This window comes from Haloarcula sp. DT43 (assembly GCF_037078405.1).
Classification (GTDB): Archaea; Halobacteriota; Halobacteria; order Halobacteriales; family Haloarculaceae; genus Haloarcula; species Haloarcula brevis.
Genome location: NZ_JAYMGZ010000001.1, coordinates 1246424 through 1263792 on the forward strand (window position 1 = coordinate 1246424; position 17369 = coordinate 1263792).

The following is a 17369-nucleotide window of genomic DNA, read 5'->3' on the forward strand; positions in this document are numbered from 1 at the left end:
TAATATTAGTATTTAAACTACATCGAATAAGATAAAAATAAAGCAAAAAGCCATAGTTCTAGTCGGGAGAGTTATTACGCCATAATTTTGTAATTAAATCATGCCTGACGAAATACTGTCCAATCCTTATGATTTCGGCTCTCCAATAAAAACCCGGGAAAAGTTCGCGGATCGAGAAGAGGAAAGGAAAAAAATAAAAGAGTATTTGCAACTGTCAGATACGGAAGATCCATCTTACTATCATCTAGCAATAACTGGCTCCAGAGCATCTGGTAAAACTAGCTTAATGAACCTCACTAAACAATTTGCTGACAATTTAGACTTCCTTACTGTGAAAATGCCACTAAATGAAGACATTGTTAGTAATGATATCGGCTTTTTTTCAGAGATGATCGACTCCATAATGACAAATGGTGCTAATCGAGGGATGTATGGTGGGCGTACGGGTGAAATCTATCAGAAGTTCCGTGATGTTCTTGACTCAGTTGATTTTGAAGCTAGGTATGATATTCCACTTGGTTTTGGTAGTGCCTATGTTGGTGCACAAATGCAGGATACACAAGAAACGGTAACGCAGAGAGTTCTAAAAGAAGATCTGAAAGAACTGCATCAGGAGGCCTCTGAGGCTGGAATGAGTACGATCGTTATCTTGTTAGATGAGTGTGATTTGCTCGCGGAAAACACCGCATTATTACAGAAATTAAGAAACATATTCACAGATATTGATGGGTATATATTAGTTTTATCCGGGACTGAAGATATGTTTCCTGATCTAAGTGATACATTTTCGCCTCTTCCCCGATCTTTTGTTAATATTCAGGTTGATGATTTTGAAGATATCGAGAAAACCGAGGAATGTATTAAAAAGCCTCTTTCAAGTGATAGGAGAGAACAAATTGAGAGGGACACAGTTGCTCAGATTCATAGAATTACTGGCGGTTCCCCATACGAAATAAATTTGATTAGTCACCACATGTATCGTAGGTGTCTTCAGCAAAATGACGAAAAGATACAACTTTCAAAACCGGTTTTAGATGATGTGCTTGAAGAACTTGAGGGTATCCGACAAGAGGGTCATCACGAGATAGCAAATAAAATTGGGGGTTTATCACCCTCACAACTTCAAATTCTAACGTCTACTTTAGAATTTCCTAACACAGAACCCGAACAATTTCTCAAATACAACCTACTTGATAACATTGGCAAGCTCGGTAGACAGAGCCCTAGCAGTGTTGAAGAAGAGATACATAGTCAGCTTAACGAACTGATTGAGTTAGATGTGGTTGATAACTCTGATGAGAAGATCTCCTTTGCTGGCAGTCAGTTTGACAGCTTATACTTGAGATACTATGTGGCCTCAATGGATACACCAGGTAACGATATCAGCTTTTTCCAAGGAAATGAGGGCCACTTGGTATCAAATATATTCTCAAAGTTTGCTGAAAGTATTTTTACCAACAATGACCGGATTTGGGCATATTCTGATCAACCTTCTCGATTTGATGTTGAGTCACAATCTGAGACATCACAAGAACATCGGCTATTTATTAATTTTCAGACAGTACCGTTTGAATCGACACATAATACATTAGAGGATTTAATATTTGACCAACCGCGAGGGCCGTACACTGAAGAGCTCCAAAATGTATTCTCTTTTAGATGTGAGATAGAATGGTTAGATGGTGGATTTACCGCAATCATACCCCAATGTGATGAACAAACTCGTGAAAAGATCGATGAAATCGCAAACACGCTCGAATCAGCTGGATTTAAAATACAACTGGAGTCAGATTATCAGTATGTAATTGAAGGAGAAGAGTGCAAAGATAACGGAAATTATGAGGAAGCAATCAAACATTATAATAAAGCAATTGATATAAACTCTCGTAATAGACTCTCAAACTTACGTAAAGCTGAGGTAGAACATGATAGAGGCAATTCAGAAAATGCTTTAGAGTTGTTAGATGAACTTTGTAATGAGGAACCAGACTGGATATCTCCTTTTGTTATAAAAGGTTTAATTCAGCTAGATTTGGGTGATAAAGAAGGCTATGAGAATATTAAACAGGCTCTCCCTGATCCGCAAAATTCTCTCAGTGCATTTGAACGAGCGATCCAGGGCCTAAACGAGATTGGAAGATATGAAAAATCCAAAGAAATTGCAAATAAACTTGTTAATTCAGATGATATTAGGCCAAACCAAAAATTGAATTTTGCAAAGGTGCTGATTGATTCTGGTCACCCCAGCATGGCTATAAAGATCTATGAAAAAATTAGTATATCTGACCTTCCGGAAGGGATCTCGGCAAATTACTATTATAACAGGGCTTGTGCACACTCTTTAATTGATAACAAGGAAGAAGCCATAGAAAGTCTGAAAGAAGCGGTGGAGATAGACGATAGATATTTAGAATCTGCATCATCTGATGGTGATTTAGATAATATTCGGGATAATGAACAATTTGAACAAATTATGCAGAAGTCTGAATAGCGCATATTGTTGAAGCTCTAATATATTACCTCGCATTATACGGAATATCAAAAGTAACCCCAGTGATTTATCGTAATAAATTCCTTTATAAGTACATCCCTAAATATAATACTTTCACCGAGGCGAGCGACCCCTTCTAGTTCCAACCCGCGAATTTTTCTCCTGTATGGCAACTCAGGAAACGCCATCCTTCGACGATCTCGAACCGGTCGACAACAGCACTTCTGACGACTACGATTCGGAGTGGATCGATCTCGAACCCGGCGAATCGGTCGTCGGTGAGATTCGGGAACTCACGCCCAACTGCGGCAAGTACGACACGACCGTCATCGAGCTGGCCCGTGGCATCGGCGACGTGGTCGCCATGTGGTCGAACAGCCAGATCGACAACGCACTCGACGACAACGACCTCGGCGAGGGCGACGTAGTCGGTATCAAGCATACTGAACAGACGAGTACGTTCACGAACGAGGACGGCGAGGAACAGGAGTACGACATCTGGAAGGTCCGGGAACTCCCTGCTGGAGGGCCTGAATGAGCTACCAGAATCGCGCGAGCGACATGGTGAGCGACTACATGAACATCCGTAGTCTGCCCGCCATGCTGTCGGTGGCGTTTGTCGCGGCCAGTCTCTACCAGTTCGGCGGTATCACGACGGTCGAACTCCCGTGGCTGTCGTACACGCTGACGACACAGCACTCGCTGCTGATCTCGCTCGGGGCCTTCGCTGCGGCGTTTGCCAGCTCCGAGACAAAGCAGTTCGAGTACTACGAGAGCTGGGAGAAGATCGCCATCGCACTGGGTCCCGCTGTCATCCTCGGCAACGAGTACCTGCCAGCGGTGAACGACTTCCTCACTTCCCTGGGCGACCCGCTCGGGATGCAGCTCGCCTTCCTCGCCACGGTCGTCTCCTGGGGAGTCGCTGTTCAGTAAACCGATGACACGACGCTATTCTTTCGGAGGTGAACCCCGATGAGTCACGCACGCTCGATCCTGCTGGCTGGCCTGCTCGTCCTGTCGGCAGTCGTTACTGGTGTCGGCCCCGCGCTGGCACAGTCGACGGAGACGGCTACGGACTCCAGTCCAGTTACGAAAACCTTCGAGACAGGCCCGCACAAGGTCAAGATTGATCTGTTTGACGTATCGTCAGAGACGACCATCACCGTGATTACGGACGAATCGCCTGCTGGCAACAACACGGCGATTCTAAAAAAGACCGTCAGCGGTTCTCAAAACAGCGCACATTTCCGAAATGCAGGTGCGTATGAGTCCTTCACCGTGAAGGTAGAGGGCGCTGACGGTCCAGTGTCCATGTCTAAGGGAGGAGTCACAGACGCATGGACTCCCGGCGATGACGGCAAATTCCTCGGTGACACGGGTGGAGACCCCGGATTCACCTACGACCTGAGCGAGCAGATCGGGGAGTCGGTGATGCCCCAGGTACTTCAACTCGACAGAACCCCGCTACCGGGTAGTACAACCGTCAACACGACGGGGTTAGACGCTCAAGAGACTCGCCTGGAAATCTACCAGTCCACGCTGAATCAAAAGGCATCGAACGACAATTACCACACCACGCTGTCTAACCAATTGTCCGATAGCAAGACTCAGGCCCGCATTATCGGTAAGAACGCATATATCAAGGCCCTGAACAACGGGGATAGCAAGTCAGCCGCAAAACAGGACGCAAAACAGGCTGTAGCAGACTTCTACACAGTAAAACAGCAGAATCTGAATACTCAGTGGCAGATTACCACTGAGTTGTTCGTCCAGAACCGGCAGTTGGCAAGTGACACCTCGGGAGTGTCCGCGAATTACCAGACTGTGAACGAATCAGTATCAGATAATGACGCCAAAACCACGTTCACAGGTCTTGGAACCACTACACTCACCACAGTCAACGGAACAACGGTCGAGAGTAATACCATCTCCATTTCTATCGAAAACACCGTCCAGAATGAGGCTAACAGCTATTCTGGCGGTGCGCTACCTGATGGTTCCATGTCGGGCCACGCCTCTGGCTGTACCTCGTGTGAGGTGACGGTGGACGGACTCAAGACCAAACCTCACGATACTACGGATCAGGCCGCTATGGCGTTGGCATGGGCAAAATTCGGTAATGAGTGGTCTGAAATTCAGAGTCAAAACACCCAAGTCCAAAGTGAGATGGACACACTGGCAGAAAACACCTATTCAGCCTATCAGAGTGGTGAAATCAACAATAGCGATCTCGTTGACCCCTACGTACTGGCATCCGAACAATCTGCGGGCGACGACTTCCAGGGCTGGACTGCTGCACAGTTGACCCTGATGGGACAGAACTCCCCGGAGAACTTCGACCAGATCGGGAGCTTCAACGTGACCACTGAATCCGGGACACAGTACGAAGGCGTCCTGTTCTCGCAGGAAAACCCTGCCAGCGGTCAGTTCGAGAACGGTTCAACCTACAACCCCAACCAGATCGGCGGCACGCAGTACGTCGTCACCAGTGACCGAATCGTCGAACTACAGAGTAACTTCACGGTGGACAAGATCACCACGACAAACGGTGAGGCCGTCCAGAACGTCACAATCGAGAAAACGACGTACAAGACCACGAACGTCACCGAACTCAAACAGCAGTACGAGGATTTGGCGAAGCGCCGAGCGGAGATCGAGGCGCGTAAGCAGAACCTTCGTGGCTCGGCTGGTGGTGGCCTGCTCGGTGGCTCATCCTCCTCGCTTGTACTGGTACTGCTCGGCGTTGGCGCACTCTACGCCGTGAGCCAGCGGCGGACGGGAGGTAACAACTGATGGTCTACTGGCTGGCTCTCAAGCTCATCCCTCGGGACGTGTGGCTCGTCTTGGTCGCACTTGTCGCGCTGCAACTCTCGGGGGCTGTCGACGTGATCGGGCCAGCCATCGATCTGGTGTCGTCCTGGCTCCCGGAACCCTCGCTTGACTGGTTCTGGTGACCAACACGCAGATTTTTCGAGCATGAACCTACGTACGCCCATACTCCTGATACTGATCGTCAGCTGTATCGCTCTCGCTGCACCAGCGGCAGCGCAGGAAACAACGAACGAGACGGCGACCTCGACGAACGTCTCCGCACCGGACGGTGCACCCAGTGATGTCGAACTCGTCGTTGACGAGAACGTTGTCGTCACAGACTACCGCTACGAGGACGGCCAAATGTTGATCGACTTCTGGTCGGACGAGTACAAAGTCGTCAGTGTCGCCCCGCAGGTCGATGATGGCTCGGAAGCGGGTAGCGTCTCATTCCGTGCTGCTGTCGTTGACGCAGATACGACGACGACTGTTCGAGTTCCATCCAGCGGTGGCGTCACACTCTGGACTGAGCAGTCCATCGAACAACAGCGGTTCCACTACCTCCGCAAGCCCAATTCGTTCATTATCACCGGTCCATGGAGTGGTGAGGACGTTCGCAACGCTGCCCTTGGCAGTGCGCTCGGCGTTGTAATCGCGGTCCTGTACGAAGCCGTCTCTGCGAAGGTCGGCTCGGCCCAGCGAGGTGAGCGACTGGCATGACCGACGACGAGAGCAATCCCGATCTCGACCGCGACGAGATGGCACATAACGCCGACCCCGGCCCAGATCACAGCCGTACCTATCGGCTGTTCCGGTGGCTCACGAACAACCTGCTGCTGATAGCCTCTGGTGTCGGTATCGTCCTGTTCGTCATCGCGTCGATACTCGGCTACGAACTCCCTCGAAGCCTGCGACTGATCGGACTCTGTGCGCTCGTGACTATTCCGCTGGTCGGGCGACCGACCGGGAAGAAAGTCCGGTCGCTGCTGTGGGACCCGAATTACATTTGGCTCGTTGACATCGATGCCCGTCACACGAAAGGCGGAATCTTCCGCACACCAGGACAACGGTTCCGCGAGTGGTCCGTCGAGGACGGCCAACTCGACTGGGTGAGTCCGAATCTCGCCTTCGGCAAGAACGTCGACCTCGAAGATCAAACCGTCGACGGCTGCTGGCGCGGCACGCTTTCCGATCGGGAGCTGATGCGTACGCTCCAGGCCGTCGAAGAGTGTCGCGGCCAACTCGAAGCCGATGCCAAGCGTGGCTTCGCCATCGAAGCCCAAGCGTTTACGATCATCCGAAACGCCACCAGAAAGGCGGTTCTCCGTATCGTCTCGACATTCGAGCGCGGGACACTGCCCGATGAAGGTGACGCACTGACCGACGAGATAGATTCGGCCATCGAACAGTTCGGACTCGACCGGAAGATTCGACACACAGAGGACGACGAGTCTCCGGAATCTGATGTTCCGGGCGTCCGCGTCGACCTCGACCAGGACCTCACCGACCTCGCTGGTGCTGGCGACGGAGGTGTTTCAGCTGATGACTGACTCCGACGAGAGACTGCTAACGGCAGCCAAACTCAACGAGGTCGTTGCTGGTAACATCGAAGGCGGCGAGTCACTGCACGAGCATACCGGCGTCGTGGCTGATGACGCAGACCGAGCAACCCTGTCGTTCGTCTCCTCACTCTTCGACCGTGGTGCTGAGGTAAGCGGTTCCCGGTCGTTCGGACAGACCGCACTCTCCGACGTTCTACAGTCCAAGTACCACACCGAAGCGGCTACCCGCGCCATCGAGAACGGCAACGGGTCGCTCGCTTCCTACCTCGTCGGCATCACCGAACAGGAACTCGACGCGTCGTCGCTGACGGTGACTGCTCGCCTGATGGATCGGCTCGACGCCGACGGGACACTGACGACAGTTCTCGCTGCGGGCCGACCCAACACTGGCAAGACGAACACGATGTTCCTGCTCGCCTCGGATATGGCTCGTGCAGTATGGGATGACGTGCTGGTCATCTCGAACTCCAAGACCTGGGAAGGCGCTGACCGCTACGTCTCCTCGATGCACGAGCTGATGACGCTCCTCGTCGAGAACCGCGACGTTCCGAAGACGTTCGTCCTTGACGAAGCCAGCCGATACATGGATGCCCGAGTCTACAGCCGCGAAGTGAGTACCCAGTACGCTCCCGCGCTGAAAGCTATGAGCAAACTCGGTGTCGAGGTCGTCGGTGCGGTCGGACACACCGGAAAAGATGTCGTCCCAGAGTGCAAGCGACTGACCAACCTGGCGTTCTGGAAATCAGCCCCGGATGTCGTCGAGTTCTACACCAACTGGGACGGCGAGGCAGACCGGCCCGACTCTCCGCTGTTCGATGCCGACCTGACAGACCTCGAACCGACCCTTCACAGCTACGACCCGGACGACGTTGCCTCCTGGAAGTGGGATCTCGACCCTGACGTGTGGCACGGCTTCGACAACTGGGACCACTTCGGCGACCGTCTGGAAGAACTCGGCCCGACAACGTAGCCGACGGTCTCCTCGATCACGTCGCCCACCCACCCGCCGACCCACCGCTTTCAGTGGTTGGGTACGTTGTGTCTCTTGATTACACCAACACCACAAGCGAACGGCGACGCGAAGCGCCCCCCTCACATGGGGGGTCGAGCGAGCCTGTGAGCGCACGCCCCCGAGCGGAGCGACGGGGGCAATCTTGATGTGGAACAGGTTTATAATTCCAGCTGATTATCTGATGGGTTCTTAGTATGTGATTTTATAATCAGCTAGGTTATCTCTGACTGTATGGATAAGATAGGTTATATTGAGTCATCAGTCTTTTTTATTAATGGATCTGGTAATCCGATGGATGTCGATACTGTTATTGATCGATTAAATAGATTGGTATCAGAATATGGGTATTCGATTACCTCTCCTATATTCGTATATTACTTGGATCGTGTTAGTGAAGAAATGGTGCTTAGTTATAGTTCTTCTATAGGTCCAAACCCGATGAAGATGCTTCCTTATAAATTAGAAGGAGATGCTGCCAATCCCACAGACCTACCGGATGATGATTACAGATTCTATATATTCTATTTACTCTCTAAATTGCATTTTGAGTTGGATGATTATGAAGGTATGAGGAAACTAGCTGAGAGGTATGAATCTATTTTCGGTGATCAACCGTATTTTGGGAAAATTATGGCTCTCTCTCTTCTGAATTCACGCGAATCAGATTTATTAACTAATTCTTTGGACACAATTTTTGAATATTCTAAAAATAACCCAGAATATCCAGAACTACACAAGGTTCTTGCGCAAGTCATTGCAGTAATGGTTGAAAATGATATCACTTATGCTGGAGATAACGCTAATATTCCAAAAAATGAAAATGAGTTGTTGAAATTGGGATATGATGAAATAAACCGGGCTCTAGAAGCAGATAATATTCCATCTGAATATCTTGTTGTGAAAGCTCAATTAGAATCTTTGAATAAAAATCACGATGCAGCAAAAGCTGCTATTTCTCAGGCAATCAGTGAACTTTCTAGATCTCGTACCAGATATTCCGATTTGCGAGCAAGGTTTGGACGTATGGAGAACCGCATCGAAACTCGTCGACAACAAAGTAAACTTGAAGAAAGAACTGTTGAAATTTCTGAATTGGTTAGCGAAATAGAAAACAAAATAGAAAATACGGACTCCAATATTACTGAATTGAATGATGATCTTGATAATATTCGTGATGACTTTCAACGCACATTTTTGGAATTTCTCGGCTTCTTTTCTGCTATCATAGCTGTTATAGTAATAACTGGACAGATTGCGATAGAAGTATCCGACCCTCAAATGGCTGGTCGGCTTATGATTGTGTCATATGGTGGCTTATTGTTTGCCTTTGGGGGTTTTTCAGTAATACTAAGTACCGATTGGACTGCGAGGCTTTCTCGATTTTTCTTGGCCGTAATCGGTCTATTGACTGCAGTTATGGCACTTTACCCTGGAGAATTCACTAGCATATTGTGAATGGCATATGTATCTAACCTCTGCTACTCTATCTCCACAAATTCTAATTCAGACGGAGAATAATTATAGATAGATATTTCCTCCTCTTCGCAGTACTCGCTCAAATTAGCGGGAGACACTTTCTCGACTTTGGACCCCTGAAATGCCACAGAAACTCCATCACTTTCCGTTTTTATAACTACAGCTGGGTCAGGGTCATCGTGAGATGACTTAATCACATAATCCCCTGCAGTATAGGGATTTTCCGCAAATTCTAGATTCTCATGTTTATACGTGTAGAGGCTGATATCCTGATCATCGCAGTATGATGAGAGCAGGGCTGGTGAAATATCTCTCCAGTCGCCAGGTCCCTCATCAAGCGAACTCGGGAAAGCGACTCTGACTGCTTCGCCATCAAGTTCCTGCCCGTACAGTTCTACCTGTGTCTCTGGAGGCAGGACCTCAATTACAACGCCCACTGACGCATCTTCGTCGTCACGCTTCTGTACGCGATCTCCCGGCTGGAATGGATTCTCGGGAGTTTGATTCATATTCGCAGTGTTCGGCCCGAGGTCCTGAAGATCGTTCATCGGACGAGTTGCCAAGTGTTCGAGCTTCTCAGGAGAGTTACCAGAGAACTGTACCTCTGTCTCAACCTTCGATTCGAGCGTTTCGACGTGTTCCCACCCGAGTAGAATCAAACTATCTTCGTTGTCCCGATGCCAGGCCATCACAATAATATCGTCTTCCGAATCCTTCTCGACGAGCGTTTCTGGCAGGAATGACGAAACGTCCCGAGAGGTCTTCACGTCGATATTATAGCCGAAAACCTCGAAATCATGACCAGAGTAGCTTTCCGGGTTACACCGTCGAATGGCATCTTCGTTTTCCCATTCCCACATCTCCGCTGGAAGGTATTCTCGACAGAACTGCTCAAACGCGATTTCCCCAAGATTACCGATTCGCTTCACATCTACATCGTCCGCACCCTGCTTTACTGCTTGATGATGGGCACGATTTCTATCTATTCCATCGGGAGTGAACTGATACACAACTCAACCAGTAGACTCAACGGGTATGAACATTCCCCTGGATTCACTCCATGAGTCGGGGATGGCGCGGGCGTGGATACAACTCTACATCGACCTCGCCTTCAAGATACTGCTCACCTTCCGTAGTCAGCTCTACGAGGTCCTGATCTTCAGTCAGAAATGCCACCAGATCGGCGTCAGCCAGAACACGACACCGTTCCTGAACCTGTGCTTCAGTGGCATGAATCCCATCTTGAAGTGCAATCTGACTCGCGGTCGACCACGAATCGTCACGCAGGTGTTCCAATATCCGGTCATCGATACTCTGTTGCCAGCGGGCGGTCTTTCGTATCGTCATGGTGGAGGGCTACTTACACGTCGTTCGTCTCTGATTCAGCCGTCGGCGATGGCTCTGAGATACTGTTTTCTCCGTCGATGTAGACGCCTTCTTCGGCGTCGTATTCTTCATCGAGGTACGCTTCTCCTTCCTCAGTAATCACGTAGGCTCCATTCCCAACGTGGGTCAGAAGTCCATGCTCGGCGAGTTTCTTCATTCGACGGCCGATCTGGGTTCTCGAAACACGGACTAACCCACTGTCGTGGACTTCCTTGGGCGTCCCCGTACCCTCGTTTTCTCGCATCCATTCGAGGATACGGTCGTCCCATACACTCTGCCACGAACCCGATAAGCGCATTTGAATAACGTATTCTACCCTTCCTACCTAATTCAGTTCTTTTCTACAATTACTTACCAATTAGGCATATATAGCTGTTCGATACATTTATGCACTCTCCGAGTAACAGTGTTGCTACGGGCCGCCCGTAGATGGCTCTCGGCCATCGAGAACCGGGCCGTGCTAGGACACGGCCCAGAAGGTGGCTCCGCCCGGCAAACCAATGTCGTACGGAACCGATACGGGGAGTACTCCCCGCACGGAAGTAGTTGAATCGCCTGCTCAAAAGTCCGCTGTTCGCCCACGTACGGAGTACCGCGTCCGATGTCCTGACTGCAACTTCTCCAAGCGGTATGACTCATATGCCGACGCGACTTCCCACCAGCGCCGTCATTCCTGCCCTCACTGTGGCCGGATGCTCGGTCTGTCCGAAGTCTCACGTCGGACTACGGACGACTCCCTCGATGCCGCCGCAGCACTGGCAGCTGCACAACAGGCCCGATATGCACTCCGCCAAGACGGGATTGCCCCTTCGGTTTCACGGATACTCGAAGAGATGGGACGCGACTCGAAAGGCTACCCTCTCGATAACGGACCAAAAAACCTCTCGGCCCACCAAGCAGCCTGCCAGCTACTTCCTGACGGGGTGGAAGTGTGAGCGACAGCCTCGAACCGATAGGTCCGGCAACTGCGGTAAACCTCTACCTCGATCACCGAGAACCGGAGCTATCTGAAAAGTCCCTCACGAACCAGCGGTACCGGCTCAATTCGTTCATCGAGTGGACCCAGTCGAAGGGAATCGAGAACATGAACGAGCTGACCGGGCGCGATCTACACGAGTTCCGAGTCTGGCGTCGGCAGGGCAAAGGCAGTGAATACGGTGAGGTCTCGAAGGTTACCCTTCGGGGCATCCTCGCTACGCTGCGGAAGTTCCTCGAATTCTGTGCCAGTATCGACGCGGTCGAACAGGGAATGCGCGAACGTGTGTTGCTGCCGGAGGTCGACCCCGAGGAAGCCTCGAAAGATGAGAAACTCGATACCGAACACGCCGAAGTCATCCTCGACCATCTAAATCGTTACCAGTACGCCTCCCGCGAACACGTCATATTCGGAATCCTCTGGCACACCGGTATTCGACTCGGAAGCCTCCGCTCGCTCGACCTGGACGACTTCGACGCTGATGGGCAGTACCTGCAGCTGCGACACCGGCCAGAAACGGGAACTCCGCTGAAGAACGGACGAGCTGCCGAGCGGTCGATTGCTGTCGGTGACTTCTACGCCGAAGTGATTCAGGAGTACATCGAGAACCACCGAGATTCGGTCACCGACGAATACGGTCGGGAACCACTCATCACCAGCGACCGGGGTCGTCTAAGTGAGACACCTATCCGGAGTGCTGTCTACCAGTGGACTCGACCGTGTATGGTCGGCGAGTGTCCACACGGAGAGAACCCGGAGAGCTGTGAGTACATGACTCGGGACACTGCCAGCGGTTGCCCGTCGTCCCGATCTCCACACGGTATCCGCCGCGGCTCGATCACGAAACACCTTCGAGACGGCACACCGGAAGAGGTCGTTTCGGACCGGATGAACGTCTCGAATGACGTTCTCGACCAGCACTACGACCAGCGTAGCGAGCGCGAGAAGATGGAGGTTCGACGGGAGTTCATCGACGACGCATGATTCAGCACCAGTACACCACAGCGGATGAATCTAGGAGACGCGCATCCTCGAATAGGCTAACAACCCGGCGAGTCCATCCGTATTTTACCGTCGTGAACATGGAGTGGTCGCTGGACCATCCGTCTCGGACCGGAGCGAGAAATCACTGGACAGTAGCGCCGCCGGTTCGTCTCCCTCGGCCACGAACCCGTGCAGGGTTCGGCCGTGGCTGCGTGTTAGATATGCAATATAGTGCGAGTACGTAACCGAAGCCGCGGGACAGAGCGTCGGTTCAGGGTCGAGCGGCGGCTGTTTGGTACCGATAGCACCTGCACACATGTCAGTAAAATAGTGTGGAACAGTACACTTATGTGCAATAGTTGGTATGTATCCGAGTATGGTCGAGTGGGGTAGCCGGGGGGCTGGAGACCGGGGTGTATCGCACGTTCTGGGCGTGGTGCTGTTGGCGAGCGTCGTCGTCGTCGGTGCGATACTGATAGTGCAGGCGGGCCAGGAGACGATTGGCTCGGTCAACGACGACGCGAACGTCGAACTCGCCGAGGAGGTGCTGCTGTCGGTCGACCAGAGCTTTCAGCGGCCGGGCACCGACGAGTCGGTCGAGATTCCGGACCGGGTTCGGTCCGGTGTCGCCGTCTCGAACGGCGCGACGTACAACCTGACGCTGAACGGGCGGCCGGCCTGTTCGACCGGGGACCGCTCGTTGCAGACGATTCGGTACCAGGGGGACGGTCAGCAGGTCGGCTATCAGGGCGGGGGCGTGTGGCGGATGGCGGAGTCGGGGGCGACGATGTCGTCGCCGCCGGCGGTGAGCTACGACGAGGGGGCGCTGTCGGTCTCGTTTGCGAACATCTCGGGACAGCACATCGGCGGGAACTCGGTCGCAATCCGGTCCAACGCGACTGCGATGCGGTCACACGAGGCCGCACTCCAGACGGCGCTGTTCACCGAAGCGACGTACGGGGGCGTCCGGAACGGGTCGTGGAACAGTTCAACGCCGAGTCAGGAGTGTCTGCCGTCGCGGGTCACCAACGCGACGCTGACAATCGAGAACAGCAGTTACGCCCGCGCGTGGGCGGACTGGGCACGGAGCACGTACGACGACAAGTACGTCGCCGTGACGCCGGACGCGGCGGAGCCGGGCGATAGCGTGCGTATCCGGTTCGCGCTCGGTGACGTGTCGGACTCACAGTTCGAGGTGGACGCCGTCGCGGTCGAGCGGGCGGGTCCCGGCACGGCGACCGTCACTGCGACCGTCAGCAACACCGGCGGGCTGAAGGACAGACAGGATATCGAGATACGGCACAACCGAACCGGGTCGCCCAGCGAGCTGACGGAGACGGTGACGCTCACGCAAGGGGAAACGACCACCGTGCGGGGGGACCTGGACGTGAGCGCCGCGACACGGCACAACTTCACCGTCGAATCGAACGGGGACATCGGCTTTCAGATTATCGAGTACGACGACGTGGCCGGAGCGCCGTCCCTAGACATCACGAGCACCTCGGTCCCGGCGTCGGCGCGGCTGAACCAGATACCGTCGGCGACGGTCACGGTCACGAACACGGGCGATATGACGGCCGACCAGACGGTGGCCTTCCGCGTCAACGGGTCCGAAAAGGCCACGCGGCGCGTGACCGTCCATCCGGGGGAGAGCCGGACGGTCGACTTCGGGCCGTCGCTGCCGACCGACGAGAGCGGGACGTACGCCCTCACAGTCACGACGGACGGCGACACATACTCCCAGCACAGTGACGACGGCCACTACTTCACGGTCGGTGACGCCGGCGTCTTCGAGGTCGCGTCGGTCTCGCCACCGGGCGGGGTGGAGAGCGGTGACACGGCGACCGTCGAGGCGACAGTCGAGAACACCGGCGACATTCCCAAGTCCGCCCCTGTCGAGATACGCGTCCTGAACGAGTCGGGGACGGTGGTCGACTCGAAGAGCCAGAGTCTCACTCTCAACGGGACCAGCGACGGGGCCGAGACCGGAACGGTGACCCTCACTACCGGTCCGCTCGACGCGCCCTCGTTCAGTAACTACACCTACACCGTCGAGACGCCGGACGACCGCGTCAACGGGACGTTCGCCGTCGGCGCGTCGTCCCCCCCGGTGTTCGACATCACCGGCGTCAGCGTCGACAACCCGGTCAAGCCGGAGCGTGACACCGAAGTCGGCTTCACCGTCACGAACACCGGCGGAACGGCGGGCACCCAGACGCTTCGCATCAGCAGCGGCTGGGGTGTGGACGCGGCCTCGGACGAGCACCTCGACCCCGGCGAGAGCACGACGCTCACGCAGACGGTTACCGCACCGTCCGAGGACGGGCTCTATCGGCTGGACTTCGCCACCGAAAACCAGACGACCTGGCGGATGCTGAACGTCCAGTCGGAGACGGCCGTCGAGCGCGATGGCAGCGGTTTCACCGCCAACGAGAAGGTCAACGCGACGATTGAACTCAAGGGGGCCGAACTAGAGGGGAGCAACGGCTACGCGATTACGCACGCGAAAGTCGAGATGTCGCTGGTCGTGGACAACCGCTCGGGGCGACACCGGATTCCGCTGTGGCGCGACGTCGGCCACGATTTCGAGGACGGGGACGTGAACGGCCCCTACGCCGAACGGCGGCTCATCGACGACGCGTACCCGAACCCCTACGAGTTCACGAAGACGTTCGAGCGGAACTCGACGTTCTCCGTCGTCGCCACGTCGTACTACTGTTACGAAACCACGTACACGGACATCCGGTTCGAGATAGACGGGCGGAACTACTACACCAAGCGCTGCAGCAATCCGGGCCCGGTCCGTATCTCGACCAGCGACAGCAGCACGAACGCCGACATCCTGGCCGACGGGGAGCAGACGCCCGGCTACGGGCAGGCCGGCAGGGCCCAGCGGCGGCTGGAGGACATGCTCGGCGAGCAGCGACTCGATGAACTCGACAACGGCACGGCGGTCCTCAACCTCGCCGACGGCGCGTTCGTCTACCTCTACGAGCTCTCGACGGAGAACGCCAGCCCCGAGAACGCGTACGGCGACGGCGACCCCGACTACAACGACGCGATGGTCATCTTCCGAACGAACTCCATCGAGCGGGAAGTCACGGAGCCGCGGTTCAAGTTCGTCGACGTCGACGCCCCGGCGCGCGTCCCCGAAACCGACGACGCGACGGTGACGGCGACGGTCAGAAACGTCGGCAACGCCACCGGCACCGCGACGCTCACGACCGCGTTCGACGGGAGTCCGGCCGGAACTCGGACGAGAGCTGTCGGGGTGAACGAAACGGCGCAGTTCACCGTCGACCTGGCGACGGCGAGCAAGACGCCGGGGGAATCGTACCAGTACCGGCTCACGCTGACGAGTCCCGACAGCCCAACCACCGGTGAGAAGGAGTGGGGAGGCAACGTCTACGTCGGCGAACTCGACGACCAGTTCATGCAAGTCGACGCCGTCCGCGCGCCGGGCACAATCGACAGCGACGAGTCCGCGACCGCCACGGTCGACATCACGAACGTCGGCGACGTTGGCGGCACCGCCGAGGTCGAACTCTACGCGAAAAACACCGACGACGCGAGCCCGACGTTCACGGTGGCCGACTCGGCGACGACCTCGCTGCTCACGCGGGGCGACACGGAACAGGTGAACCTTAGCCTGCCGGCCGACCGCGGCAACTACACGTACTACGTGCAGACCCGGAACAGCACGTCGGCCGCGCAGTCCTTCTTCGTCGGCCGGTCGGCGGTCGTCGTCAACGACACGCGGGGGGTCAACATCGGCGCACAGACCTACAACACCTCCACGCTCATCGAGCGCCGCGGGGGCGCACAGCGGATGACCGTCGAAGTCCGCAACGTCGGGTCGGTCGGCGACGAGCGCCGCGTGGCGCTCACTGTCACGAACAAGAGCGACGGCAGTACGGCGTTCGCGGGCTCGAAGAACGTCACGGTCGGTAGCGGTGACCTGACCGGCGTCGACGCGTATCCAGCCTGGGCCGGCTACGACACTGCCCTCGAACCCGGATACTACACGTACGAAGTGACGGTGTACAACGGCACGACCGGCGAGACGGTCGACGACACCGCGACGGGCGAGCTATACCTCAAGGCGGTCGACGAGAGCGGCGCGACCCCGAACGACTCACCCATCTCGGTCGACTCCGACACGATTACGCTCGGCGGGTAAGTCAACGCCCGCTGGACACAGTCGGCCCCGAAACGGTCGGTCGCCAGTCCATGCGGCCCCGTCAGCGTCGACCACGCCAGTGGCTCGTCGGGTCACGCGCAAAGAAAAACTGAGCTGTGTCGAGCCGATTCAGCCGAAGAGCTCGCCGAGGCCCTCGCCGCTGGCCTCGTCGTCCTCGTCGTCATCGTCGTCGCCGCCGTCGTCGGCAGCCTCTTCTTCGGCGTCCTCGTCGGCCTCGTCGGCCTCGTCGGCGTCACCCTCTGCGGGTGCGGCCGCGCCGCCGCTCGCCGGCACCGGTGCCGCGGCGGCCTGGTCGACGGCCTCCTCGATGTCGACGTCCTCGAGGGCGGCGACGAGGGCCTTGACGCGGGACTCCTCGACGTCGACGCCCGCGGCGTCGAGCACGTCGGTGAGGTTGTCTTCGTTGATTTCTTCGCCCGATTCGTTCAGGATGAGTGCAGCGTATACGTATTCCATTGTTGTAGTGTGCG

15 protein-coding genes are annotated in these 17369 nt (G+C 54.9%); 11 read left to right on the forward strand and 4 right to left on the reverse strand.

Annotation, left to right across the window (positions count from 1 at the left end):
- The first annotated feature begins 100 nt into the window (after nucleotides 1-100).
- The 9 genes from VI123_RS06720 (at nucleotide 101) to VI123_RS06760 (ending at nucleotide 9331) form a co-directional block, all read left to right on the forward strand.
- Nucleotides 101-2491: a TPR end-of-group domain-containing protein gene (locus tag VI123_RS06720; RefSeq protein WP_336337255.1), complete on the forward strand. Its 2391-nt coding sequence runs from the start codon at nucleotides 101-103 to the stop codon at nucleotides 2489-2491.
- 166 nt (nucleotides 2492-2657) lie between these two features.
- Nucleotides 2658-3029 (forward strand): hypothetical protein, encoded by a 372-nt coding sequence (locus VI123_RS06725; RefSeq protein WP_008313104.1) that lies wholly within the window; start codon nucleotides 2658-2660, stop codon nucleotides 3027-3029.
- Entirely contained in the window at nucleotides 3026-3424 is a 399-nt protein-coding gene (locus VI123_RS06730; protein ID WP_336337256.1) for a hypothetical protein, read from the forward strand. Before VI123_RS06725 ends, VI123_RS06730 begins: the two co-directional genes overlap by 4 nt.
- 39 nt (nucleotides 3425-3463) lie before the next feature.
- On the forward strand, nucleotides 3464-5284 hold the full coding sequence (locus tag VI123_RS06735) for a hypothetical protein (RefSeq protein ID WP_336337257.1): 1821 nt from the start codon (nucleotides 3464-3466) through the stop codon (nucleotides 5282-5284).
- On the forward strand, nucleotides 5284-5445 hold the full coding sequence (locus VI123_RS06740; protein WP_336337258.1) for a hypothetical protein: 162 nt from the start codon (nucleotides 5284-5286) through the stop codon (nucleotides 5443-5445). Before VI123_RS06735 ends, VI123_RS06740 begins: the two co-directional genes overlap by 1 nt.
- 22 nt (nucleotides 5446-5467) lie before the next feature.
- Nucleotides 5468-6022 carry a hypothetical protein gene (locus VI123_RS06745; protein WP_336337259.1) on the forward strand — a complete coding sequence of 185 codons (555 nt, stop codon included), beginning with the start codon at nucleotides 5468-5470 and terminating at the stop codon, nucleotides 6020-6022.
- Nucleotides 6019-6852 carry a hypothetical protein gene (locus VI123_RS06750; protein WP_336337260.1) on the forward strand — a complete coding sequence of 278 codons (834 nt, stop codon included), beginning with the start codon at nucleotides 6019-6021 and terminating at the stop codon, nucleotides 6850-6852. Before VI123_RS06745 ends, VI123_RS06750 begins: the two co-directional genes overlap by 4 nt.
- Complete coding sequence (locus tag VI123_RS06755; RefSeq protein WP_336337261.1) at nucleotides 6845-7834, forward strand: hypothetical protein; 990 nt, start codon at nucleotides 6845-6847, stop codon at nucleotides 7832-7834. The genes VI123_RS06750 and VI123_RS06755 overlap by 8 nt, the downstream gene beginning before the upstream one ends.
- Before the next feature lie 273 nt (nucleotides 7835-8107).
- Nucleotides 8108-9331 carry a hypothetical protein gene (locus tag VI123_RS06760; RefSeq protein WP_336337262.1) on the forward strand — a complete coding sequence of 408 codons (1224 nt, stop codon included), beginning with the start codon at nucleotides 8108-8110 and terminating at the stop codon, nucleotides 9329-9331.
- A 23-nt stretch (nucleotides 9332-9354) separates the two neighbouring features.
- On the opposite strand, the gene VI123_RS06765 is transcribed toward VI123_RS06760, so the two are convergent.
- From VI123_RS06765 to VI123_RS06775, 3 genes are read right to left on the reverse strand one after another with little or no spacing between them, the layout of a single operon-like run.
- A complete protein-coding gene (locus VI123_RS06765; protein ID WP_336337263.1) occupies nucleotides 9355-10362 on the reverse strand; it encodes a hypothetical protein in 1008 nt (335 codons plus the stop codon).
- A gap of 43 nt (nucleotides 10363-10405) precedes the next feature.
- The gene (locus VI123_RS06770; protein WP_336337264.1) at nucleotides 10406-10699 is read right to left on the reverse strand and encodes a hypothetical protein; all 294 of its coding nucleotides are present in this window, start codon (nucleotides 10697-10699) and stop codon (nucleotides 10406-10408) included.
- A gap of 13 nt (nucleotides 10700-10712) precedes the next feature.
- Complete coding sequence (locus VI123_RS06775; protein ID WP_336337265.1) at nucleotides 10713-10895, reverse strand: phage repressor protein; 183 nt, start codon at nucleotides 10893-10895, stop codon at nucleotides 10713-10715.
- 774 nt (nucleotides 10896-11669) lie between these two features.
- On the opposite strand from VI123_RS06775, the gene VI123_RS06780 reads away from it, so the two are divergent.
- On the forward strand, nucleotides 11670-12698 hold the full coding sequence (locus tag VI123_RS06780; RefSeq protein WP_336337266.1) for a tyrosine-type recombinase/integrase: 1029 nt from the start codon (nucleotides 11670-11672) through the stop codon (nucleotides 12696-12698).
- A 376-nt stretch (nucleotides 12699-13074) separates the two neighbouring features.
- Nucleotides 13075-16878, forward strand: a complete 3804-nt coding sequence (locus VI123_RS06785) for a DUF7289 family protein (protein ID WP_336337267.1) — start codon at nucleotides 13075-13077, stop codon at nucleotides 16876-16878.
- Nucleotides 16879-17007: 129 nt separating this feature from the next.
- Here VI123_RS06785 and rpl12p read toward each other — a convergent pair whose 3' ends face one another.
- Complete coding sequence (gene rpl12p, locus VI123_RS06790) at nucleotides 17008-17355, reverse strand: 50S ribosomal protein P1 (protein WP_151100166.1); 348 nt, start codon at nucleotides 17353-17355, stop codon at nucleotides 17008-17010.
- Between the last annotated feature and the right edge of the window lie 14 nt (nucleotides 17356-17369).

Excerpts from the sequence above, each read along its gene's own strand:
- VI123_RS06745 (WP_336337259.1), top strand. The coding sequence starts at position 5,468 with ATGAACCTACGTACGCCCATACTCCTGATACTGATCGTCAGCTGTATC.
- VI123_RS06735 (WP_336337257.1), top strand. The coding sequence starts at position 3,464 with ATGAGTCACGCACGCTCGATCCTGCTGGCTGGCCTGCTCGTCCTGTCG.
- VI123_RS06770 (WP_336337264.1), bottom strand. The coding sequence starts at position 10,699 with ATGACGATACGAAAGACCGCCCGCTGGCAACAGAGTATCGATGACCGG.
- VI123_RS06775 (WP_336337265.1), bottom strand. The coding sequence starts at position 10,895 with ATGAAGAAACTCGCCGAGCATGGACTTCTGACCCACGTTGGGAATGGA.
- VI123_RS06725 (WP_008313104.1), top strand. The coding sequence starts at position 2,658 with ATGGCAACTCAGGAAACGCCATCCTTCGACGATCTCGAACCGGTCGAC.
- VI123_RS06740 (WP_336337258.1), top strand. The coding sequence starts at position 5,284 with ATGGTCTACTGGCTGGCTCTCAAGCTCATCCCTCGGGACGTGTGGCTC.
- VI123_RS06755 (WP_336337261.1), top strand. The coding sequence starts at position 6,845 with ATGACTGACTCCGACGAGAGACTGCTAACGGCAGCCAAACTCAACGAG.
- rpl12p (WP_151100166.1), bottom strand. The coding sequence starts at position 17,355 with ATGGAATACGTATACGCTGCACTCATCCTGAACGAATCGGGCGAAGAA.
- VI123_RS06750 (WP_336337260.1), top strand. The coding sequence starts at position 6,019 with ATGACCGACGACGAGAGCAATCCCGATCTCGACCGCGACGAGATGGCA.
- VI123_RS06720 (WP_336337255.1), top strand. The coding sequence starts at position 101 with ATGCCTGACGAAATACTGTCCAATCCTTATGATTTCGGCTCTCCAATA.
- VI123_RS06730 (WP_336337256.1), top strand. The coding sequence starts at position 3,026 with ATGAGCTACCAGAATCGCGCGAGCGACATGGTGAGCGACTACATGAAC.
- VI123_RS06785 (WP_336337267.1), top strand. The coding sequence starts at position 13,075 with ATGGTCGAGTGGGGTAGCCGGGGGGCTGGAGACCGGGGTGTATCGCAC.
- VI123_RS06760 (WP_336337262.1), top strand. The coding sequence starts at position 8,108 with ATGGATAAGATAGGTTATATTGAGTCATCAGTCTTTTTTATTAATGGA.